Here is a 22412-nt window from a genome sequence, read left to right as displayed (position 1 = left end):
GCATGAAGCCAGCGAAAACACGCCAGGTTCTGACTGCGCCGCGCTCCTGGCGCGATATGCCATGGGGCGATTATTTTCGCGATGCACTCACGCAGCAGTTGCAGCCTTACCTTGGAAAGCTGTATGGCTTTCATATGCTTAAACTTGGCAGCCTCAGCGCAGAAATCAATACCAGCCAGTGTGCCATATCGCATCAGGTAAATGTGGGCATTGAGGGCGATGACTTGCAGGTGATCGCCAATACCACGCAATTACCTTTTGAAGCGAAATCGATTGATGCTTGTTTGATGGCGCATACCCTGGCATGGAGTCAGGATCCCCATCGCGTGTTACGAGAAGTGGATCGCGTCCTGATTGACGATGGTTGGATGATTATCAGCGGGTTCAACCCGTTCAGCTTGCTGGGGATCAGCAAAGGTATCCCGGGTTTGCACGCCCGTGCGCCATGGAGCGGACGCATGTTCAGCCAGGTACGCTTGCTCGACTGGCTCAGCCTGCTCAACTATGAAGTGGTCTATCGCACCCGTTTTCAAGTGGTGCCGTGGCATCGGCAGGGCGGCAAAGTGATCAGTGCGCACCTGCCCGCGCTGGGATGTCTGAACATTGTGGTGGCACGCAAACGAACATTCCCATTAACGCCCACCAAAGCGAAGAAGAGCTTAAACAAAGCGCAGGTCAGACAAACGGTGAATGCCACCCGGCAATTTCGTGAAGTGAAGGATCAGGATTCGACCTGATAGCCGACATCATCCTGCGTCGGATGGCCGGCTGCGTTGCGTGCCAGTTCGTCGCAGCGCTCGTTTTCCGGGTGACCGGCGTGGCCTTTTACCCATTCCCACTTAATTTCATGGTGGCTGAGCGCGAGATCGAGTCGCTTCCAGAGATCGACATTTTTCACCGGCTTTTTATCGGCCGTTTTCCAGCCGCGCTTTTTCCAGTTATGGATCCAACTGGTGATGCCCTGGCGCACATACTGACTGTCGGTGCTGAGCACCACTTCGCAGGGCTGCGTTAGCGCCTCTAACGCCACAATCGCCGCCATCATTTCCATGCGGTTGTTTGTCGTGAGTCGGTAACCGGCGCTGAACTCTTTTTCATGTGGGCCATAACGTAAAATGGCACCGTAACCGCCGGGGCCGGGATTGCCCAGGCAGGATCCATCGGTGAATATTTCTACCTGTTTGCGCATCTCTGGTAGACTTCCTTCTGACAAAACGCCAAGTCTGACATAAAACGAGTCCTATGAGCACTGCAAATAACCGCCAGATCGTCCTCGATACCGAAACCACCGGCATGAACATGATCGGTGTGCACTATGAAGGACATCGCATCATTGAAATCGGTGCGGTTGAGGTGATTAACCGTCGCCTGACCGGCAACAACTTCCATATGTATCTCAAGCCCGATCGGCTGGTGGATCCGGAAGCTTTCGGCGTTCACGGTATTGCCGATGAGTTTCTTGCCGATAAGCCGATGTTTGCAGACATCGCCGATGAATTCCTCGAATACATTCGTGGTGCAGAGCTGGTGATCCATAACGCGTCGTTCGATATCGGCTTTATGGATTATGAGTTTGGCATGCTTAAGCGCGGTATCGGCAAAACCGACACCTTCTGTCAGGTGACAGATAGCCTGGCGATGGCGCGTAAAATGTATCCAGGCAAGCGCAATAGCCTCGATGCACTGTGTAATCGCTACGAAATCGACAACAGCAAACGTACGCTGCACGGCGCATTGCTCGATGCCGAAATTCTGGCTGAAGTGTTCCTGATGATGACGGGCGGCCAAACTTCGCTGGCTTTCTCGGCGGAAGGTGATCAGAGCAGCCAAAATACCGGCGATAACATTCAGCGCATCGTGCGTCCGAGTTCAGGATTACGCGTGGTCAACGCCAGCGATGATGAGATTATCGCACATGAAAGCCGTCTGGATTTAGTGTTGAAGAAGGGCGGAAGCTGCCTGTGGCGTGCCTGAATGGGCTGATTTTGCGTGGAAAAGCAACGTAAAGCTGAAAAAATCGGCAAACGATTCATTCCCTCAGAAAAAGCATTGACGGTTCATAAGGCTGCCATTAATATTCGCCTCGTTCTCGACGGGGAACAAAGCGCGGAGCGGTAGTTCAGTTGGTTAGAATACCTGCCTGTCACGCAGGGGGTCGCGGGTTCGAGCCCCGTCCGTTCCGCCAATCATTAAAGAAGCCGATGCAGAAATGCATCGGCTTTTTGCTTTTTCAGGCTGGCATCGGCGCCAACCTGATCATCAGATCAATCCTTCTGCACCGCCACTTCCTGACGATAGGTGCCCACTGAGACTTCACGATCGGCGCGAGCCAGCCAGCGATAGCAACCTGCACCTAATGCCACACCAATAAACCAGCTGAAGTTTGCCACGGCATGCAGTGACGGAATAAAGCTGATCACCAGGCAAATACCTACCGACGGCAGCAGTGCGGCAATCGCTTTCGGGTTAAAGCCCCCGCGATACCAGTAGCGTCCTTTTGGTGTGTCATCAAACAGGTCGTCCACGTAAACCTTGCTGCGCTTAATCAGATAGAAATCGGCCACCAAAATGCCAAACAGCGGGCCGATAAAGGAGCCCAGCACATCCAGCGTGTAATGAATCAACTCCGGTGACTGGAACAGATTCCATGGCGTCAGCAGAACAGAACCCACTGCGGCAATCATTCCACCGGTACGGAAACTAATTTTCTGCGGTGAGCAATTTGAGAAGTCGAAAGCCGGGGAAACAAAGTTCGCCACGATGTTGATGCCGATAGTGGCGATAATCATGGTGAGTAAACCAATCGCGACGGCGACATCATTGCCAACCATGCTCACGGTCTCAATGGGATCGGTAATCATGCGGCCGAACAGCGATTGGGTACCTGACACGATCACCACGGTGACAATCGAGAACAGCAGGAAGTTAAACGGCAGGCCCCAGCGGTTCCCCCGGCGGATTTCCCCCATGCTTTTACCATAGCGAGAGAAGTCACCAAAGTTGAGTAATGGGCCAGAGAAGTAAGAGACCACTAATGCGGTGGCGGTGATCATCTGCCAGGTTTGCTCACCAGTGCTTAACTGCTTGCTGGCCAGCGTAAAGGAGATACCGTCAAAGCCGGTTTTGTATACAATCCAACCCGCTAGCGCCACCATCACCACGTAGACAGCCGGACCCGCCACATCGATAAAGCGTTTAATCGCGCTCATGCCGTGCCAGAACACCATGGCCTGCAGGAACCACATCACGCCGAAGCAGCACCAGCCCAGTTGAGATAACCCCAGCCAGCTGCTTTGCGTCATCCCGCTTAATGAAGGGAAGAACTTCAGCAGTACCAGCATCAGCGCATTAGCCGCTAAATAGGTTTGAATGCCATACCAGGCGAAAGCGATCAGGCCGCGAATCACCGCGGGGATATTGGCACCGAACACGCCGAATGCCTGACGTGAAATCACCGCGTAAGGCACGCCCGCCATCTGGCTCGGTTTGGCGACGAGATTGGCACACAACTGTACGATGCAGATACCTACCAGCAGACAAAGCAGCACCTGCCAGCTCGCCAGTCCCAACGTAAAGAAGCTGGCGGCGACCACATAGCCACCCATGCTGTGCACATCCGACATCCAGAAAGAGAAAATGTTATACCACGACCAGTTCTGGTCGCGCGTGGGCGCCAGATCTTCATTACACAGGCGTGGACTGTAGTGGGCGTTGGCGCCAGAGGCCACCCCGGAGGTCACTTCAGAATGATTTGGCATGAAACCTGCTCCTCTAACAACATGGGAAAAATAATCACAGCGTGAAACGGTATTGCAGGATCCAGGCCAGAATTGATTTCTTGTATACAAAAAATTAATTTCACGTATACGATGTGCTGTGCACAGACACTTACCGGAGCAGGTAATGAAGAGCGAAACAGGCCAGAAAACGGCTGCCGATCTGAATGATCGCGACGAACCCATATATCAGGCATTACTCACCGCCATTGTGGAACATCAGCTGCCACCGGGCAGCAAATTGCCAGAAGAGGCGCTATCAGAAGTCTTTGGTGTGAGCCGTACCGGCATTCGCAAGGTGCTACAACGCCTCGCGGCGGTGCAAATGATCACCTTGTCGCCCAGGCGTGGTGCACAAGTGGCCACGCCGGGCGTTGACGAGGCGCGCGATATCTTTGCCACACGCAGCTTACTCGAGTGCGCCAATTTGCCCGCGGTGCTGGCTCACGTTCAGCCACCACACCTTGCTGCCCTGAGCACACTCATTGAGGAAGAGCAGCAGGCTCACGAACAGCACGATGGTGCGGCGGCAATTCGGCTCTCTGCGGCTTTTCATATTCAGCTACAGGCGATTTCCGGTAATCAGGTGCTGACGGATATGGTGACGCGCCTGACACAGCGCTCATCATTAGTGATTGCCGCCTATGGTGCGCCCTGGCAGCGCGGGTGTCGTTGCGATCATCATGATCGGCTGGTGGAGCTACTGCGGCAGAAAGATCTTCCCGAGCTCACCGCAGCCTTACAGCATCACTTCGAACACATCGTGGCCAGCCTGCATTTTGAGCGCAGCGGCGAAACCTTACCCGACTTCACCCGGTTATTTTCCGGTCACAATGGAGCCGCATCATGAGCCTGATTCAGGTGATCAACCCCAATACCAGCCAGGCGATGACAGAAACCATCGGTGCAGCCGCACGTGCGGTAGCGGCACCAGGAACTGAAATTCTGGCGGTGTGTCCGAGCCAGGGGCTGCCTTCGATTGAAGGGCACTTCGATGAAGCCATTGCGGCGATTGGCGTACTCGAACAGGTCAGGGCAGGCAAAGCACAGGGCGTGAGTGGCCACATTATTGCCTGTTTCGGCGATCCGGGATTGCTGGCCGCGCGTGAACTGGCCAGCGGTCCGGTGATCGGCATTGCGGAAGCCGCGATGCACACGGCAACGCTGGTGGCGACACGCTTTTCAATCGTCACCACGCTACCGCGCACCCTGGTGATTGCCCGCCATCTGCTGCAGCAATATGGCTTTACCCATCATTGTGCGGCGTTGCACGCTATCGATCTCCCGGTGCTGGCGCTGGAAGATGGCAGCGGTGTGGCGCAGGAAAAAGTGCGCCAGCGTTGTATTCAGGCTAAACGCGAAGATGGCAGCGGCGCGATTGTGCTGGGCTGTGGCGGAATGGCCTCACTGGCGCAGGAGTTAACGAAAGAGTTGGGTCTGCCGGTGATTGATGGCGTCAGTGCTGCGGTAAAAATGGTGGAATCACTGGTGGCGCTGGGCTTGGGTACCAGCAAACACGGGGATTTAGATTACCCGATTGAAAAACCGCTCAGCGGCGCATTTCAGCACCTAAACTAAGGGCTGGTTGAGGACTGACTAAGGAATTTACAGAATGAGCGATGTATCTGAAAAGAAAGAGTACAGCTTCAACAAAAACTATCCGCGTGATCTGATTGGCTATGCGAACCATCCGCCGCACGCGCAGTGGCCGGGCAACGCCAAAGTGGCGGTGCAGTTTGTCCTCAATTACGAGGAAGGCGCAGAAAACAACGTGCTGCACGGCGATGCGGGCTCTGAACAATTCCTGTCCGATATCATTGGCGCCGCCAGTTATGCCGATCGCCATATGTCGATGGATTCCCTGTACGAGTATGGTTCGCGCGCCGGTTTCTGGCGCATTCACAACGAGTTCCAGAAGCGCGGATTGCCATTAACGGTTTTCGGCGTGGCGATGGCGCTGGCGCGTCATCCGGAGATTGTAGACGCCATCAAAGTCGCGGATTACGACGTAGTTAGCCATGGCTGGCGCTGGATCCATTATCAGTCGATGGATGCCAAAACTGAACGCCAGCATATGCAGCAGGCGGTGGATGTGCTGCGCGATTTGTTTGGTAAAGCCCCCACCGGCTGGTACACCGGCCGCGACAGCCCGAATACGCGCCGCTTAGTGGTGGAGAACGGCGGCTTCAGTTATGACAGCGATTATTACGGCGACGATCTTCCATTCTGGACGCAGGTGACGTGCCAGGATGGCACGGTGAAACCGCATCTGATTATTCCTTATACCCTGGAGTGTAACGACATGCGCTTTGCCTCGCCACAGGGTTTTAATACCGCCGAGCAGTTCTTTGTCTATCTGCGTGACACCTTTGATGTGTTGTATGAAGAGGGCGACACCGCGCCGAAGATGATGTCGATTGGCATGCACTGTCGACTGCTGGGCCGCCCGGGCAAATTCCGTGCCTTGCAGCGTTTCCTTGACCATATCCAGCAGCATGAGAATGTGTGGGTTTGTACGCGCCAGCAAATCGCCGATCACTGGATGGAGACGCACCCGGCTCCTGCTGTTTAACGACCAGCGATACTCCGCGCCGACACATTTGGCCGGTACGACATGAACTGTCGTACCGGCCCTGACCACGCGAGTTAAGTCATACTGACGAGCGCCGGTTTACCCCGCTAGCTCATTAAACTCACCTGCGCCGCGACAATCCGCCACCCATAAGGCATGCGCACCCATGTTTGCTGCTGGCGACCAATCTTCTCCACGCCTTCACGCGTAAACTCAGTACTGCACACCGCGTAGTCATCTCCAAAGGTGGTGATCACCGTATTACGTAGCGTGCGCGCCAATCCCTTCGATGGACGGGCAGCGCGAAATGCACGGATCTCATCAATGCCATACAGATTTTCCCCTGCGCCCAAACGCACGGTGCGATCGTCGTGCCAAAACAATTCATCCAGCACATCAACATTGTTGCTGATCAGCGCTTCTTCATAGCGATAAAACGCAGCGGTCACCTCAGCCAGCACAGCAGGACGATCAATATGTTCAGGTGTCATGGTTACGCATCCATCAGGGTAGTTTGTGGCAGGGTCAACCCTTGCTGCTGCAGTGCCCAGGCGGCGCGCAGTGCAAGATGTTCTTTAAACGGTGCTGCGATTAACTGTAAGCCAATCGGTAATCCGCTGGCAGTTTGCAAAGGCACGGTACAGACCGGCAAGCCGAGGAAGGAAATTGGCTGCGTTAACATGCCCATACTGGCGCGCGTCGGCAAATCCTGGCCGTTAATATGAATCGTCTCTTGCCCAATGGTGGTCGCGGTGCAAGGGGTCGCCGGTGCAATCAGGACATCGAATTGTTCAAACAGCGGCAACACCTGCTGTTGGAAATGACGGCGGAAGCGCTGCGCCTGCACATACCACGCGGAAGGCAGCATCGCTCCGGCCAGCAGACGCTCGCGAGAGTTCGGTTCGAATTGCTCGGGCATATTGCGCAAAGCGGGCAGATAGTGATTGCCGCCTTCTGAGGCGGTGAGGATAAAGGCCGCTGAACGGGCAATTTCCGCGTTGGCTAACGTGACGGCTTCGCTGGCATCCAGCGCTTGTGCCACCACTTGCACGGCGGAACGCGCTTCTTCGCTGCACCAGGTCGAAAAGAAACCACCCAACACTGCGCTACGTATGCCTTCTGCGCCTTTTACTAATCCGTCACTGGCCGGTTCCTTCGCCTGCGCTGCCTGGAAAGCATCGCTGGCATCGTGACCTTGCAGCGCATCGTACACCAGACTCAAATCTTCTACCGAGCGAGCAAACGGACCGATATGATCGAGGCTGGCGACAAAAGGATGGCTGCCACTGCGCGATAAGCGACCAAAGGTCGGTTTGAGTCCATAGATACCGCACAACGAGGCCGGCACGCGGATCGAACCATTGGTATCGGTGCCCAGTGAGAAGTGCACTAAGCCTGACGCGACGGCCGCCGCCGAGCCGCCGGAGGAACCACCGGCCACGCGGCTCAAATCGCGCGGATTATGGGTCGGGCCATAATGGGTGTTTTCAGTGGTAAAGCCGTAAGCATAGGCATCCATATTCAGCATGCCGGAGAGCAGTGCACCGGACTGACGCAGTCGACTCACCGCCCACGCATCTTCGCGGGCCGCTGCACGTTCACTGAATAAGCTGGCACCAGCAAGGGTGCTGTGACCGGCGACATCAAACAGGTTTTTAACCGCATAAGGAATACCCGCCAGCACAGGCAATACTTCACCGCGCTGGCGTTGCAAATCGACCTGATCCGCCTCGCGCAACATACGCTGACCGGTGACTTCGGTCCACGCATTGAGTGCAGGATTGTGCTGTTCAATGGCGTTCAACGTCTGTTGCGCCACTTCACGGGCGCTAATATCACCTTGATTCAGCGCATGATTGAGCGCTTTGATGGATAACGATGCCAGTTTCATGGATGAAACACTCCTGCCACTTCCAGCCGGTCATCCAGCGGGAAAGCCATGAGCGGTTCAGCCATGGCGGCGATGCGATTGAACTGCACCAGCAATTCAGCACGACGTGCTTCGTCCAGCTCCAGAGCCAGAATCTGTTCCATTTGAGCGATATAAGCCGCCCAGTCCGGTTGCGAATGCATGATGGTTTCCTTTAAAAGCCGGCTGCGCTGCCGTTGCTACGTGGATCGAAGGCACCTTCCAGCATGCCGTTATTGTGTCTGACGATGGCGCCAGCGTGGCCGACGACTTCGCTGAAATCAGGCAACAGCTCAACGTCATGGCCGAGTTCGCGCAACTGCTGCACCGTTTCTGCTGACATGCGCGCTTCGAGTTTGAGAGAGTCAGAGGATTGTCCCCAGGTTCGCCCCAACAACCAGCGCGGTGCACTGACCGCCTGTTGTAGTTGCTGTCCCTGAATCACGTGGCGGGTAAAAATCGCCGCCTGCGTTTGTGGTTGGCCATCGCCCCCCATTGATCCGTAAACCATCGTGCGGCCATCTTTCAGGCGCGCAGCCGCTGGATTTAAGGTATGGAACGGTTGTTTACCGGGTTCCAGTGCCAGCAGATGGCCCGGTTGCAGGCTAAAGGCTGCACCGCGGTTTTGCCAGGTAATGCCTGTACCCGGTAGCACGACGCCGCTGCCAAATTCGTGATAAATGCTCTGGATAAAGGAAACGGCCAGCCCGCTGCTGTCCATCACCCCCATCCATACGGTATCGCCAGGACCTCGTCCGGTTCCCCACGGCGCGGCTTGTTGGTCATTAATTTGCGTTGCCAGTGTGGAAAGATGATCGGCGTTCAGTAGGTCTTGCACATTGAAGTCGATATGGCGCGGATCGGTTATGTGTTCGTCGCGCAAGGCAAAGGCTTTTTTGGTGGCCTCAACAATGCGGTGCACAGTTTGTGCCTCATCCGCCTCTGCCATGTTCAACCGGTCGGTGATGCCCAGAATGGCCAGCGATACCAAACCTTGCGTCGGTGGCGTCATATTCCAGATGTCGCCCTCGCTGTGCGCCAGATGTAACGGCGTGCAGCGGCGCGCGTGCTGTTTCTGAAGATCTTCCAGGGTGATCGGCATACCCAGCGCGGTCATTTCACGTGCCAGATGGTGGGCCAGTTCGCCGCGATAGAAACTCTCCAGACCCTGTTCACTCAACACGCTAAGTGTATTGGCAAGCGCGGGCTGGGTAAAACGGCTACCGGCACCAGGCACGGTGCCGTCAGGCAAGAAGGTCGCAGCGAAGCCGGGTTGATCAAGCAATTCATGTTGCTTTGCAGCAGTGGCTGCAGCCTGCGATGCGGTAACAGGAATGCCATCGGCAGCATAGCGAATGGCGTCACGCAGCAAACGGGCTAACGGCAACGGCGCAGAACCTAGCTCTTCAGCTAGCGTTAACGCCTCCTGCCAGCCACTCACCGTGCCTGCTACGGTGAGCGCTGCTTTAGGACCGCGATGCGGAATATGGCTTTCGCCGTGATAGAAGTCGAGGTGGGCGAGTGAGCCTGCTGCGCCACTGGCATCGATAGCGATAGGATCGCCATTGGGCGGCACGACCAACCAAAACCCATCGCCACCCAAGCCGTTCATGTGCGGATAGACAACAGCGATAGTGGCCGCTGCCGCTACCATCGCTTCAATCGCGTTGCCGCCTTCGCGTAAAACCGCCAGTGCGCTTTCACTGGCGAGATGATGTGGGGTGACGGCCATGCCGAGCGGGGCCATGTTGCTCTGTATCATAGTGAACTCTTCATCATTGATTCTTTTGTAGGGGGATTGGGTTAGTGGTCGCCGTAATGGGAGCCCCTACAAATCCGTGAGGTGATCTAAGCAAGAGCTGTTCCAGTTTTGGTCGGACATCAATGTGGATCGATTTGTGCTAGCTTGTGATGAAACGAAAGTTACAGGACCAATGATGAAACAGCTTGATGAACGCCTTCGCAGTCACTATCCGCAACTGTCGCCGCAGGAGCAGCGTATTGCCGATTTTGTGTTTGACCATTTTGATGACCTGATCAGCTACAACAGCGCCGAGCTGGCGCGGCTGAGCGGGGTATCGAAGGCGACAGTCAGCCGCCTGTTTAAACGTCTGGGCTATGAGAAATACAAGGACATGCGTGATGAGCTGCGTACGCTGCGTCAGAGCGGGATGCCCCTCACCGACAATCGCGATGCAGTGCAGGGCAATACCTTACTGTCGCGTCATTACAAGCAGGAGATGGCCAACCTGACGCAGTGGGTGAACAGCATCGACCCGCAGCAGTTTGGCGAAGTGATTCAGGCGCTGGGTGCTGCAAAGCGGGTGTTTATTATCGGCATGCGTAACGCCTATCCGGTGGCATTGCACCTGCGTCAGCAGCTGATGCAGGCGCGTCCGCAGGTACATGTGTTACCACAACCCGGCCAGACGCTGGGCGAGGAGCTGGTGGATATCACAGCGGAAGATATTGTAGTCGTGATGGCCTTCCGCCGCCGTCCACGCATCATCCGCCCGCTGATGCAGCAGCTACAGCAGAGCAACATCCCGGTGCTGGCGCTGTGCGAGCCGCAGGCACAGGGCATTATCACCCTGGCACACTGGCAGCTGTGCGCGCCGCTCGATAGCGTCTCCGCCTTTGATAGCTATGCCTCGGCGATGAGTCTGATCAACCTGCTGGCAAATGCACTGCTGCATGAAATGCTGTCGCAAGGCCGTCAGCGTATTCATCAAATTGCCGATCTTTATCAGCACCTGGATGAACTGGAACACCGATAGTGGGCACCACTTTGGTGCTTTGCACCTTTTTTGATCGGGTTTTAATACGGGCGTAATGCCCGTTTTTATCGCCTTAAACTCCGTGTTTATTCGTTTTTCTTCCCTTTGCGCCCCACACCCTGCGGTTGGCACATTAGTTGCAAATCGTTTTATCAAGAATCTTTTGTTTCACGATAAACTCACCGGGGTGCATAATGAAAAAAGTTTTACTGGCAGTCGCAGGCGCAGCATTGCTGATGGCTCAGGTCGGCAGTGCGATGGCCGATCAGCTACAAGACATTCAGAAGCGTGGCGTCATCCGCATTGCGGTGCCGCAGGACTTCCCGCCGTTTGGTTCAGTCGGTACCGATTTACAGCCACAAGGCTATGACATCGACATGGCCAAGTATCTGGCGAAGCAGATGAAACTGAAGTTGCAGCTGGTGCCGGTCTCCAGCGCCAACCGCGTGCCTTATCTGCAAACCGATAAAGTGGATCTGGTGATCTCCAGCATGGGCAAAAACGCCGAACGCGAGAAAGTGATCGATTTCAGCCGTGCTTACGCGCCGTTCTTCCTTGGGGTATTTGGCCCGAAAGGTGAGCCACTGAAAGATGCTGCAGCGTTAAGCGGTAAATCAATTGGTGTGACGCGTGGCGCGGTGGAAGACATGGTGCTGAGCGATGTGGCGCCAAAAGATGCGCAGGTGAAGCGTTATGAAGATAACAACACCACGCTGTCAGCTTACCTGTCAGGTCAGGTGCAGTATGTCGCGACCGGTAACCTCGTGGTGGCTGCCATTGCGCGCCAGAACGCAGAAAAAGCGCCAGTGCCGCAGTTCATGCTAAAAGATTCACCGTGCTTTATCGGCCTGAAGAAAGATGAGCCAGCGCTGAAAGACAAAGTGAACGTGTTGATTGAGCAGGGCATCAAAGACGGCACGCTGAACAAACTGTCAGAAGAGTGGCTGAAAGCCCCACTGCCAGCCAACCTCGGCGCATAACGCAATGATTGGGCAACTCAATTTTGCAGATCTCTGGCCGCACTGGCCAGAGTTACTGGCAGGGCTGTGGGTCACGATTCAGATAACGGTGCTGGCCACCGTCGGCGGGGTGAGCCTGGGGATTCTCGGCGCGGCACTGCGCAGTGGCAAACCGAGCTGGGCGAGTCGCATCTGGGGCGTTTATGTCGAACTGATCCGTAATACGCCATTCGTGGTACAGCTGTTTTTTATCGTCTTTGGTTTGCCCAATCTTGGTCTGAAACTGACGGCGGGCGAAGCAGCGCTGCTGGCGATGTTGATTAACCTTGGCGCGTACAGCACTGAAATTATCCGCGCCGGAATTCAGGTGACGCCGAAAGGGCAGTGGGAAGCGGGCCGTGTGCTGGGGTTGACCCGCACGCAGACTTTTATCCGCGTGGTTCTGCCGCCGTCGCTGCAACGTATTTATCCGGCGCTAGTCAGCCAATGCATCATTGTGATGCTGGGTTCATCGGTGGTGTCGCAGGTTTCGTACGAAGAGCTGACCTTCGCCGCCAACCTGATTCAGTCACGCACTTTCTTGAGTTTTGAAGTCTATCTGGTGACCACGTTGATCTACCTGGCGTTGTCGATTGCCATGCGACAGCTGCTGCTGGCGCTGGGGCGTAAATGGTTTGGAGCGCAGCCCGCATGACAACCTTTACTGACTGGGACATCCTGCGCAACCTGCTGCTGGCGGCGCGCTGGACGATTTTACTGTCGCTGGTGGCCTTCTTTGGCGGCACGCTGGTGACCTTACCGCTGCTGTTTTTACGCCTGCTGAAGCGCCCATGGTTGACGCGCCTGATTCGCTGCTACACCGAACTGTTTCAGGGCACGCCGTTGTTGATGCAGCTGTTCCTCGCCTTCTTTGGCGTCGGGCTGTTTGGCATTGATGTGGCGCCCTGGACCGCCGCTTCGCTGGCATTAACTTTCTACACCAGCGCATTTTTGGTGGATATCTGGCACGGCAGTATTCGTGCGCTGCCGAAGGGCCAGTGGGAAGCATCGCGTTGCCTCGGCCTGACTTTTGGTCAAACGCTGTTTCGCGTGGTGGCACCGCAGGCGATTCGCATCGCCATCGCGCCGACCGTGGGCTTTGCCGTTCAGGTGATTAAAGGCACCGCGCTGGCCTCGATTATCGGTTTCGTCGAGCTGACGAAAGCCGGCACTATTTTGAACAATGTGACGTATCAGCCCTTTAAGGTATTTGGCCTGGTGGCGCTGGGTTACTTCCTGATGTGTTATCCGCTGTCGCGTTACAGCCAGTACCTGGAGAAAAAATTCAATGCCGCTCATCACCATTAATCAGGTCCAGAAGTACTACGGCGACAACCACGTCCTGAAAGGTGTCGATCTGGATATCGACAACGGCGAGGTGATTTCGATCATCGGCCGCAGCGGCTCGGGCAAAAGTACCTTGCTGCGCTGCATGAACGGGCTGGAAGGCTACCAGGAAGGCAGCATCAAACTCGGCGGTATGACGATCACCGACCGTGAATCCCAGGCGCGTGAAATCAGCCGCTCGGTGGGCATGGTGTTCCAGAACTTCAACCTGTTCCCGCACATGACCGCGCTGGAAAACGTGATGCTGGCGCCGCGCCGGGTACTGAAGAAGAGCGAAGCCGAATGTCGCGAACTGGCCACGCAGATGCTGGAAAAGGTCGGCCTTGGCGAACGCATCAACTACTACCCGGCCAATTTATCCGGTGGACAACAACAGCGTGTGGCGATTGCCCGTGCGCTGGCGATGCAGCCGAAAGTATTACTCTGTGACGAGATCACCTCAGCGCTCGATCCTGAACTGGTAGGCGAAGTGCTGAAGGTGCTGGAACAGCTGGCTGCCGAGGGCATGACCTTAATCCTCGTTACCCATGAAATGAACTTCGCCCGTGATGTGGGCGATCGCGTGGTGTTTATGCATCAGGGCCGTGTCTGGGAGCAGGGTGACAGCAAAACGCTGTTTGCCAATCCGCAGACCGCCGAGCTTAAACAGTTTATCTCCACCGTCCGTCTTTAAGTCTTCAAAAGGAATAGCACATGGATATCAGTCAGTTTTCGCAAATAAATCCACCACAACGCCTGCTGATGGGCCCTGGTCCTATCAACGCCGATCCGCGTGTCCTGCGCGCCATGTCGAGCCAGCTGCTGGGTCAGTACGATCCGGCGATGACTCACTACATGAATGAAGTGATGGCGCTGTATCGTGGTGTATTTCGTACCGAAAACCGCTGGACCATGTTGATTGACGGCACCTCGCGCGCCGGTATCGAAGCGATTCTGCTCTCGGCTATCCGTCCGGGCGACAAAGTGCTGGTGCCGGTGTTTGGCCGCTTTGGCCATCTGCTGTGTGAGATTGCCCGCCGCTGCCGCGCCGAAGTGCACACTATTGAAGTGCCGTGGGGCGAAGTGTTCACCCCCGATCAAATTGAAGACGCGATCAAAAAAGTGCAGCCGCGCCTGCTGCTGACGGTGCAGGGTGATACTTCCACCACCATGCTGCAGCCGCTGGAACAACTCGGCGCCATCTGCCAGAAATATGGCGTGCTGTTCTACACCGATGCCACCGCTTCACTGGGCGGTAACGTGCTGGAAACCGATGCCTGGGGACTGGATGCGGTCTCTGCCGGTATGCAGAAGTGCCTTGGCGGTCCGTCGGGTACTTCTCCGATCACCCTCAGCCCGCAGATGGAAGCGGTGATCCGCAAACGTAAGTGTGTGGAAGAGGGGATTCGTACTGCGGATCATCAGGACGGCGATGACGAGATGATCTACTCCAACTATTTCGATCTCGGCATGATCATGGATTACTGGGGGCCGGAACGTCTGAACCACCATACCGAAGCCACCACCGCGCTGTTTGGTGCACGTGAGTGCGCGCGTTTGATGATGCAGGAAGGGCTGGATAACGGCATTGCACGTCATAAGTTGCACGGCGAGGCGATGCTGAAAGGTATTCAGGGCATGGGCCTCGAAACCTTTGGTGACCTGAAGCACAAGATGAACAACGTGCTTGGCGTGGTGATCCCGCAGGGCGTAAATGGCGACCAGGTGCGCAAATTGGTGCTGGAAGATTTTGGTATTGAGATCGGCACCTCGTTTGGCCCGCTACACGGCAAAGTGTGGCGCATCGGCACCATGGGCTACAACGCGCGCAAAGATTGCGTGATGCAAACCCTGAGCGCGCTGGAAGCGGTATTGAACCATGTGGGTTACCGTTCGACACAAGGCGCGGCCATGCAGGCGGCGTGGGATCATTACGGGAGCCACGCATGAGCAACAGCCTGATGACCGCCAGCGAGGCGCAGTCCGCCGCTGCCCGCGTCATGGCACGCTGCGATGCCCTGGCTGAAATCAGTGAAAGTGAGGATGGTCTGACGCGTGTCTATCTCTCGCCTGAACAGGTCCGCGCCAACGCCCGCGTGGCAGAATGGATGCAGGCGGCCGGCATGACCACCTGGCAAGATGCTGTGGGCAATATCTGCGGTCGTTATGAGTCTGCTGAACCCGGCGCGCAGGCGCTGTTGTTGGGCTCTCATCTGGACACGGTGCGCAATGCCGGGCGCTATGACGGCATGCTGGGTGTGCTGAGTGCTATTGAAACCGTACAGTGGCTGCACGATCGTCAGCTGCGCTTACCGCTGGCGATTGAGATTGTCGGGTTCGGCGATGAAGAGGGCACGCGCTTTGGCATCACGCTGTTGGGCAGCCGGGGGATTACCGGCACATGGCCCGAGAGTTGGGTAACGCATCCGGATGGAAACGGTATAACTGTGGCGGAAGCGATGCAGGATCTCGGTCTGGACGCTGCCAACATTTTGCAGGCAGCACGCGACGTCAACGACATTGCGGCTTACCTTGAACTGCACATTGAACAAGGGCCGTGTCTGGAACAGGAAGATTTGGCGCTTGGCGTGGTGACCGCGATTAACGGCGCGCGTCGTTTGAATTGCAGCTTTATCGGTGAAGCGGGCCACGCTGGCACGGTGCCGATGACCCATCGTAAAGACGCACTGGCCGCCGCCGCCGAGTGGATGGTGTTTGTTGAGCACACCACTGCCGAGCAAGATCCACAACTGGTGGCCACGGTCGGCACCCTGAGCTGTTTGCCGGGCGCCGTGAATGTTATCCCCGGTGAAGTGCAGTTTTCACTGGATGTACGTGGGCCGCAGGATGAGCCGCTGGAGCGCCTGTTGTCCGCGCTGCTGACACAAGCCGAAGCGATTGCCTTGCGGCGTGGACTGACTTTTACCGCTAGCGAGTATTACCGTATTGCGGCAACCGCCTGTGATGCACGTTTGCAACAGGCGCTGAGCCACGCGGTGGAAACCGTACAGGACCGCAGCGTTTCTTTGCCAAGCGGCGCAGGGCACGACGCGATTGCGATCGCCGATCGCTGGCCAGTGGGTATGCTGTTCGTGCGCAACTATCGCGGTATTAGCCATCATCCAGCCGAGTCCGTGCAGGTAGCCGATGTGGCATTGGGCGTGCAGGCTTATCTGCAAGCGGTCAACGATCTGGCACAGGCTTAAGGAGCCGTTGCATGGAGTTAGCGGTGTTTAACGATGCCACGCCCAATGAGGCACACACAGCGATAGCCCACTGCGTGGCAATTCCTGACTGGCAGCAGGCGCTGGTGGCCGCACGGCCTTTTGCGGATGTGGAAGCGCTCTATACGACCGCCGAAACACTGGCAAAGCGCTGGCAAGGTGCCGAACTGGAACAAGCATTACGCGCTCACCCCCGTATTGGTGAAAAAGCCGCGGGCGCGGGCAAAGAGGCAGTATCGTCACGCAATGAGCAGTCGGCGATGCAGCAGGCCGATGGCGCGCTGCAATTTGCCATGCTGGCGGGCAATCAATCCTATGAACAGCGCTTCAGCCGGGTGTTTTTGATTCGTGCCAAAGGGCGGAGTGGCGAGGAGATGCTGGCGGAATTGCAGCGCAGGCTCAACAATGATGCAGAGACAGAGCAGCAGGAAGCGCTGACGCAACTGCGTGAAATCACCCTGTTACGGCTTAAGGAGAGCATTGTATGAGCACCATTACCACTCACATTCTGGATACCGCGCTGGGTAAACCCGCTATCGGCGTGGCCATATCCCTGGAGCAGAACAGCCCGGAAGGCTGGTTGCCGATGGCGGAGGGGGAAACCGATAGCGATGGCCGTATTAAGGATTTAACGCCCGAGCCGTTAACACCAGGCCATTATCGATTGACCGCAGAGATCGGTGACTATTTCGCTGCTGACGGACGCGATGCGCTGTACGTCAGTGCACAGATTGATTTTGTGATTGGTTCGGCGGGCAGCCATTATCATCTGCCGTTTCTGATCTCACCGTGGTCGTGGTCAACCTATCGCGGCAGCTAATTTTGTCACGGCCACCCTAAATGGCGACCCTGCAACACTCCAGTGACTGCAGGGTGCGCACTTAGGGACAACTGGCTGCAAAGGACACCTGTTTTAGTGACGAAATTATGCGCAGCTGACGATAAAACCCTACTTTTTGTGCGTCATGTCACACGCTGCGCTTGAAAGACAGTAACTATCAAAACCTTCGGTTCATCCAAATATATTCTTTCACAAGGTACGGTTATCTTTACCGGACAATGTGAAGCAAACGGAGCCGAAAAATGAGCACGCACGACAATAACGATAATGCAGCAGCGTCAGGCAAGTGCCCCTTTCATCACGGGGCGTCTGAAGAAAAAAGCGTACTGGCACGTGGCGCGGGGAGCGGAACAACCAACCGCGACTGGTGGCCAAATATGTTACGTGTCGACCTGTTAAATCAGCACTCCAACCGTTCCAATCCCCTCAGTGAAAACTTCAACTACCGCGACGAGTTCAGCAAAGTGGATTACCCGGCGTTAAAAGCGGATATCCGCGCTATTCTGACCGACTCTCAATCCTGGTGGCCAGCCGACTGGGGCAGCTATATTGGGCTGTTCATTCGCATGGCGTGGCACAGTGCCGGTACTTACCGCACCGTGGATGGTCGTGGTGGTTCCGGCCGTGGGCAGCAGCGTTTCGCGCCGCTTAACTCCTGGCCAGACAACGTTAGCCTCGATAAAGCACGTCGCCTGCTGTGGCCGGTAAAACAGAAATACGGTCAGAAAATTTCCTGGGCCGACCTCTATATCCTGGCGGGTAACGTCTCGCTGGAAAATGCCGGCTTCCGCACCTTTGGTTTTGGTGCCGGACGTGAAGACGTGTGGGAACCGGATCTGGATGTGGATTGGGGTAACGAAACTGAATGGCTGGCGCATCGCCACCCAGAAAGTCTTGCCAATGCGCCGGTGGGTGCCACCGAAATGGGCCTGATCTACGTCAACCCGGAAGGCCCGGAAGCCAGCGGCGATCCGAAATCAGCGGCACCAGCGATTCGCGCCACCTTCGGCAATATGGGCATGAACGATGAAGAGATCGTCGCGCTGATTGCCGGTGGTCATACATTGGGTAAAACCCACGGTGCGGCTGCCGCCAGCCACGTGGGTGTTGATCCAGAAGCCTCGCCAATTGAAGCGCAGGGCCTCGGCTGGAGCAGCAGCTACGGCAGCGGTGCCGGTGCTGATGCGATTACCTCCGGTCTGGAAGTGGTGTGGACGCAGACGCCTACCCAGTGGAGCAACTACTTCTTCGAGAACCTGTTCAAATACGAATGGGTACAGACACACAGCCCAGCAGGCGCGATCCAGTTCGAAGCGGTGGATGCGGAAGCGATCATTCCAGACCCGTTCGATCCCGAGAAAAAGCGCAAGCCCACCATGCTGGTGACCGATCTGACGCTGCGTTTTGACGAAGAGTTCGGCAAGATCTCCCGCCGTTTCCTCAACGATCCACAGGCGTTCAATGAAGCCTTTGCCCGTGCCTGGTTCAAACTGACCCACCGCGATATGGGGCCAAAAGCGCGTTACATCGGCCCGGAAGTGCCAAAAGAAGATCTGATCTGGCAGGACCCGTTGCCTGCCGCGATCCACCAGCCAACCGTTGATGAGATCACCGATCTGAAAGCGAAGATTGCTGCTTCCGGTCTCAGCGCCAGCCAACTGGTCTCTGCGGCCTGGGCATCTGCTTCCACTTTCCGTGGCGGTGACAAACGTGGCGGGGCCAACGGTGCACGTCTGGCACTGGCACCGCAAAACGGTTGGGCAGTGAATGCCAGCGTGATTCACGATGTGCTGCCAACCCTGCAAAAAATTCAGCAGGAGTCTGGTAAAGCGTCGCTGGCGGATGTGATCGTTCTGGCCGGCAGTGTGGGTATTGAAATGGCTGCCGCAGCGGCGGGCGTGGCGGTGCAAGTGCCGTTTACACCGGGCCGTGTGGATGCGCGTCAGGACCAAACTGAGGTGGAGTCATTTGACGTGCTGCAACCGCTGGCCGATGGTTTCCGTAACTATCGCCGTATTGCGGGTGGCTCATCCACCGAAACCCTGCTGCTGGATAAAGCACAACAACTGACGCTGAGCGCACCGGAATTAACCGTGCTGTTGGGGGGTCTGCGTGTGCTGGGCACCAACTTCGATGGTAGTCAGCGCGGTGTGTTCACCGATCGTGTCGGCGTACTGAGCAATGACTTCTTCGTCAACCTGCTGGATATGCGCACCGCATGGCGCGCCACCGATGAGAGCGCCGAGCTGTTCGAAGGCCGCGATCGTGCCAGCGGTGAAGTGAAGTACAGCGCCACCCGTGCCGACCTGGTGTTTGGTTCCAACGCCATTCTGCGCGCACTGGCCGAAGTCTACGCCAGCGGCGATGCCAAACAGAAGTTCGTCAATGACTTCGTGGCAGCCTGGACCAAAGTGATGAATCTGGATCGCTTCGATCTTTAATCACATTAAAGCCGCAGCGGTGACACGCTGCGGCTTTTTTCTGTTTAATCTTCGCGGAATGCCTCAAACGGCACGTTAAAACGTTTTGCCAGCGCAGCTTTATGCTTATCCGTTAACTTACGTTCACCTTTCAAAATCCGGCTAACATACGAACGCTGACCAATTTCCTGAGTGAAAGATGATTGGTTCAAATCGTGTTGATCTATCAAAACTCGTAGCAGCGCGACTCCACCTGGCAGAGTCTTAATGCGTGCATTGAAGGCTGAAAATTCCGGCGCGTGCTCTTCGTATTTCGCGACTTTATCAGCCAGCATATCAATCAGTGGATGAGAAGGCTGATGCTCAACCAAATACTCAACCAGCTCTAGCGCTTGCTCATAATCTGCTTTCGATTGACTACCGCCAAGCAAGGGGACGGCTTTAATCAGGTTATCTGAGGCCTGAATAGCTTCGGCGATCATTTATCATTCCCTCGGCATGTTCCAACATGGAAACATTTTAGCCGAAGTTAGGGGTGTTTCCAATGTGGAAACAAAAATTAAAAAAGAGATGAAGCCGCGCCAGAAAGACGCGGCAAGACGTTTACTTCAATGTATAGCCATCGGCATCGCGCCACGCCGGGAAGCGTTCGCGATAGGCTTGCAGATCATCCAGCGACAGCTCCGCCTCCAGCCGGGCGCGGGCAAAAGGTTCGCCAGCGACGAGTATCTCACCGAGCGGCGAAATAATCCGGCTGTCTCCACTGTATTGATGGTTGTTACCATCGCTGCCGACACGGTTACAACCGGCGACATACGCCTGATTTTCAATCGCACGGGCCATCAGCAAAGACTGCCAGTGCAGCGCACGTGGTGCTGGCCAGTTGGCAACGTACAGCGCCAGATCGTAATCATTGTGATTGCGTGAGAACACCGGGAAACGCAGGTCGTAACAAATCTGCGGCAGAATACGCCAGCCGCGCCAGGTGAACACTTCTCGCGTATCACCCGCAACGTAATGCTGATGTTCATTGGCCATACGGAACAGATGACGTTTGTCGTATTGGTGCACGGTGCCATTCGGTTCAACCAGCAGAAAACGGTTCACGGCGCCTTTTTCGGTCTGGATGGCTGCGCTGCCACCGACCAGCGCATTGCTGGTTTTCGCATGGCTGTGCAGCCATTCAATGACCTGTTGCTGCGGCAGCGAACTCTCTGCTGCTTCCATGGCAAAACCCGTGGTGAACATTTCGGGCAGCAGAATCAGATCGCGACCTTCAATGCCTTTCAATACGCCATCGAAGTGATGAAGGTTGGCTTCGCCGTCCATCCAGCTCAGGGTTTCCTGCAGAACGGTAATTTTTAAAGCTGACATAAGCGCTCCGCAGCGGCGATAAGTGTCGCGGGTTGTTTGGCAAAGCACAGGCGAATCAGCTTGTGCGGGAACGGATCGGCACAGAATACCGACAACGGAATGGCTGCCACGCCGACTTCTTTGGTTAGCCATTGGCAGAAACTGACGTCATCCAGATCGGAAATGGCGCTGTAATCCAGCAGCACAAAGTAAGTGCCTTCGCACGGCAACACCTTGAAGCGGCTACCCGACAATGCATCAACCAGACAATCGCGGCGTTCGCGATAGAAGGCCGGCAGGTCACGATAGTGTTCCGGCTCCTGACGCAGCATATCGGCAATCGCCAGCTGCGCCGGGGTATTAACCGAAAACGTCAGATACTGGTGTACTTTACGGATTTCGGCGCTGATCGCTGCTGGTGCAACACAGTAGCCCACTTTCCATCCGGTCATATGGAAGGTTTTGCCAAACGAAGAGACGGCAACGGCACGCTGGCGTAACTCGGCATGCGCTAACACGCTGGCGTGGCCCTCTGCATCAAAACAGATGTGTTCGTAGACTTCATCGCTCAGCACATAGATTTCCTGCTCAGCGATCGCCTGCCATAACTCGGCATAATCGCTTTTTCGCCACACGGTCGCAGAAGGGTTGTGCGGCGTATTCAGAATGACTAAACGGGTTTTCGCGCTCAGCAAGCTGCGGAATTCACTCCAGTCAACGCGGAATCCCGGTGGCTGCAATGCAATGCGTTTCAGCGCGCCGCCGGCCAGTTGAACAGCAGGCGCGTAACTGTCGTAGCTGGGATCGAAGCAGATCACTTCATCGCCCGGACGCACCAGCGCCGTAATCGCGGCATACAGTGCCTCGGTCGCGCCGGCGGTTACAGTGATATCACTGTTAACATCGGGCGTGTGACCGTAAAGCTCAGCCGTTTTATCGGCAATCGCTTCACGCAGGGGTAACACACCGATCATCGGCGCATATTGGTTTGCGCCCTGGCTCACATGATAGGCCAGACGATCCTGTAAATATTGCGGGCCGTCAAAATCCGGAAAACCCTGTGATAAATTGATGGCGTTGAACTGCGCGGCAAGGGCGCTCATTTGCGTGAAAATCGTGGTGCCGAGCGCCGGTAATTTGCTCTCGGGAGTCAGGTTGAGCTGCGTCATTATTTAGTGGCCTTAAGCGCGAATGTCGATGCGGAGAAACCCTGTGT

Annotated in this window: 24 protein-coding genes and 1 tRNA gene; 16 read left to right on the top strand and 9 right to left on the bottom strand. The window is 56.0% G+C overall.

The window, feature by feature from the left end:
- The first annotated feature begins 2 nt into the window (after window positions 1–2).
- Window positions 3–737, top strand: a complete 735-nt coding sequence (locus tag FD744_RS08730; RefSeq protein ID WP_160867995.1) for a class I SAM-dependent methyltransferase — start codon at window positions 3–5, stop codon at window positions 735–737.
- Here FD744_RS08730 and rnhA read toward each other — a convergent pair.
- Window positions 722–1189 carry a ribonuclease HI gene (gene rnhA, locus FD744_RS08725; RefSeq protein WP_160867994.1) on the bottom strand — a complete coding sequence of 156 codons (468 nt, stop codon included), beginning with the start codon at window positions 1187–1189 and terminating at the stop codon, window positions 722–724. The two genes, FD744_RS08730 and rnhA, sit on opposite strands and share 16 nt — an antisense overlap.
- Window positions 1190–1242: 53 nt before the next feature.
- Here rnhA and dnaQ point away from each other — a divergent pair, with 53 nt between their 5' ends.
- Together dnaQ and FD744_RS08715 are read left to right on the top strand one after the other, a co-directional pair.
- Window positions 1243–1974 carry a DNA polymerase III subunit epsilon gene (gene dnaQ / locus FD744_RS08720; protein ID WP_034825408.1) on the top strand — a complete coding sequence of 244 codons (732 nt, stop codon included), beginning with the start codon at window positions 1243–1245 and terminating at the stop codon, window positions 1972–1974.
- Window positions 1975–2108: 134 nt separating this feature from the next.
- A tRNA-Asp gene (locus FD744_RS08715) sits at window positions 2109–2185 on the top strand.
- A 79-nt stretch (window positions 2186–2264) separates the two neighbouring features.
- On the opposite strand, the gene FD744_RS08710 is transcribed toward FD744_RS08715, so the two are convergent.
- Window positions 2265–3758: an NCS1 family nucleobase:cation symporter-1 gene (locus FD744_RS08710; protein WP_034825407.1), complete on the bottom strand. Its 1494-nt coding sequence runs from the start codon at window positions 3756–3758 to the stop codon at window positions 2265–2267.
- Window positions 3759–3903: 145 nt separating this feature from the next.
- On the opposite strand from FD744_RS08710, the gene FD744_RS08705 reads away from it, so the two are divergent.
- The 3 genes from FD744_RS08705 to puuE are packed head-to-tail and all read left to right on the top strand — an operon-like array spanning window position 3904 to window position 6348.
- Entirely contained in the window at window positions 3904–4626 is a 723-nt protein-coding gene (locus FD744_RS08705; protein WP_160867993.1) for a GntR family transcriptional regulator, read from the top strand.
- Entirely contained in the window at window positions 4623–5354 is a 732-nt protein-coding gene (gene hpxA / locus FD744_RS08700; protein ID WP_160867992.1) for an allantoin racemase, read from the top strand. The genes FD744_RS08705 and hpxA overlap by 4 nt, the downstream gene beginning before the upstream one ends.
- A 34-nt stretch (window positions 5355–5388) precedes the next feature.
- On the top strand, window positions 5389–6348 hold the full coding sequence (puuE, locus tag FD744_RS08695; RefSeq protein WP_097117572.1) for an allantoinase PuuE: 960 nt from the start codon (window positions 5389–5391) through the stop codon (window positions 6346–6348).
- Window positions 6349–6455: 107 nt separating this feature from the next.
- On the opposite strand, the gene hpxZ is transcribed toward puuE, so the two are convergent.
- The 4 genes from hpxZ to FD744_RS08675 are packed head-to-tail and all read right to left on the bottom strand — an operon-like array spanning window position 6456 to window position 10019.
- Window positions 6456–6839, bottom strand: coding sequence for an oxalurate catabolism protein HpxZ (gene hpxZ, locus FD744_RS08690; RefSeq protein ID WP_034825401.1), 384 nt, complete (start codon window positions 6837–6839; stop codon window positions 6456–6458).
- A gap of 2 nt (window positions 6840–6841) precedes the next feature.
- Window positions 6842–8239, bottom strand: a complete 1398-nt coding sequence (locus FD744_RS08685; RefSeq protein ID WP_160867991.1) for an AtzE family amidohydrolase — start codon at window positions 8237–8239, stop codon at window positions 6842–6844.
- A complete protein-coding gene (gene hpxX, locus FD744_RS08680) occupies window positions 8236–8421 on the bottom strand; it encodes an oxalurate catabolism protein HpxX (RefSeq protein WP_034825399.1) in 186 nt (61 codons plus the stop codon). The genes FD744_RS08685 and hpxX overlap by 4 nt, the downstream gene beginning before the upstream one ends.
- 11 nt (window positions 8422–8432) lie before the next feature.
- Window positions 8433–10019 (bottom strand): gamma-glutamyltransferase family protein, encoded by a 1587-nt coding sequence (locus tag FD744_RS08675; protein WP_160867990.1) that lies wholly within the window; start codon window positions 10017–10019, stop codon window positions 8433–8435.
- A gap of 175 nt (window positions 10020–10194) precedes the next feature.
- Here FD744_RS08675 and hpxU point away from each other — a divergent pair, with 175 nt between their 5' ends.
- The 10 genes from hpxU (at window position 10195) to katG (ending at window position 19864) form a co-directional block, all read left to right on the top strand.
- The gene (hpxU, locus tag FD744_RS08670; protein ID WP_097117568.1) at window positions 10195–11034 is read left to right on the top strand and encodes a MurR/RpiR family transcriptional regulator HpxU; all 840 of its coding nucleotides are present in this window, start codon (window positions 10195–10197) and stop codon (window positions 11032–11034) included.
- Between the two features lie 194 nt (window positions 11035–11228).
- Window positions 11229–12014, top strand: coding sequence for a transporter substrate-binding domain-containing protein (locus tag FD744_RS08665; protein WP_058961562.1), 786 nt, complete (start codon window positions 11229–11231; stop codon window positions 12012–12014).
- 4 nt (window positions 12015–12018) lie between these two features.
- Window positions 12019–12687, top strand: coding sequence for an amino acid ABC transporter permease (locus FD744_RS08660; RefSeq protein ID WP_038648825.1), 669 nt, complete (start codon window positions 12019–12021; stop codon window positions 12685–12687).
- Window positions 12684–13340 carry an amino acid ABC transporter permease gene (locus FD744_RS08655; RefSeq protein ID WP_058961561.1) on the top strand — a complete coding sequence of 219 codons (657 nt, stop codon included), beginning with the start codon at window positions 12684–12686 and terminating at the stop codon, window positions 13338–13340. Before FD744_RS08660 ends, FD744_RS08655 begins: the two co-directional genes overlap by 4 nt.
- Window positions 13321–14052, top strand: coding sequence for an amino acid ABC transporter ATP-binding protein (locus FD744_RS08650; protein ID WP_034825388.1), 732 nt, complete (start codon window positions 13321–13323; stop codon window positions 14050–14052). The genes FD744_RS08655 and FD744_RS08650 overlap by 20 nt, the downstream gene beginning before the upstream one ends.
- 20 nt (window positions 14053–14072) lie before the next feature.
- Window positions 14073–15308, top strand: coding sequence for an alanine--glyoxylate aminotransferase family protein (locus FD744_RS08645; RefSeq protein ID WP_160867989.1), 1236 nt, complete (start codon window positions 14073–14075; stop codon window positions 15306–15308).
- Window positions 15305–16564, top strand: a complete 1260-nt coding sequence (gene hpxK / locus FD744_RS08640) for an allantoate amidohydrolase (RefSeq protein WP_160867988.1) — start codon at window positions 15305–15307, stop codon at window positions 16562–16564. Before FD744_RS08645 ends, hpxK begins: the two co-directional genes overlap by 4 nt.
- An 11-nt stretch (window positions 16565–16575) precedes the next feature.
- A complete protein-coding gene (gene uraD / locus FD744_RS08635) occupies window positions 16576–17070 on the top strand; it encodes a 2-oxo-4-hydroxy-4-carboxy-5-ureidoimidazoline decarboxylase (protein WP_160867987.1) in 495 nt (164 codons plus the stop codon).
- On the top strand, window positions 17067–17402 hold the full coding sequence (uraH, locus tag FD744_RS08630) for a hydroxyisourate hydrolase (protein WP_160867986.1): 336 nt from the start codon (window positions 17067–17069) through the stop codon (window positions 17400–17402). Before uraD ends, uraH begins: the two co-directional genes overlap by 4 nt.
- 263 nt (window positions 17403–17665) lie before the next feature.
- A complete protein-coding gene (gene katG, locus FD744_RS08625; RefSeq protein ID WP_160867985.1) occupies window positions 17666–19864 on the top strand; it encodes a catalase/peroxidase HPI in 2199 nt (732 codons plus the stop codon).
- A 44-nt stretch (window positions 19865–19908) separates the two neighbouring features.
- Here the strand turns inward: katG and FD744_RS08620 are convergent, their stop codons facing one another.
- The 3 genes from FD744_RS08620 to FD744_RS08610 all read right to left on the bottom strand — a co-directional run bounded on the left by FD744_RS08620 (window position 19909) and on the right by FD744_RS08610 (window position 22365).
- Window positions 19909–20325 carry a type II toxin-antitoxin system HigA family antitoxin gene (locus FD744_RS08620; RefSeq protein WP_160867984.1) on the bottom strand — a complete coding sequence of 139 codons (417 nt, stop codon included), beginning with the start codon at window positions 20323–20325 and terminating at the stop codon, window positions 19909–19911.
- Window positions 20326–20446: 121 nt separating this feature from the next.
- On the bottom strand, window positions 20447–21217 hold the full coding sequence (locus tag FD744_RS08615) for an amidohydrolase (RefSeq protein ID WP_160867983.1): 771 nt from the start codon (window positions 21215–21217) through the stop codon (window positions 20447–20449).
- On the bottom strand, window positions 21205–22365 hold the full coding sequence (locus FD744_RS08610; RefSeq protein WP_160867982.1) for a pyridoxal phosphate-dependent aminotransferase: 1161 nt from the start codon (window positions 22363–22365) through the stop codon (window positions 21205–21207). The genes FD744_RS08615 and FD744_RS08610 overlap by 13 nt, the downstream gene beginning before the upstream one ends.
- Window positions 22366–22412: the final 47 nt, after the last annotated feature.

Source organism: Pantoea sp. Taur (assembly GCF_009830025.1).
In the GTDB taxonomy this organism is placed as follows: Bacteria; Pseudomonadota; Gammaproteobacteria; order Enterobacterales; family Enterobacteriaceae; genus Pantoea; species Pantoea communis.
The sequence above is the reverse complement of the archived record's forward strand: the minus strand, read 5'-3'. Positions and strand labels throughout refer to the sequence as shown.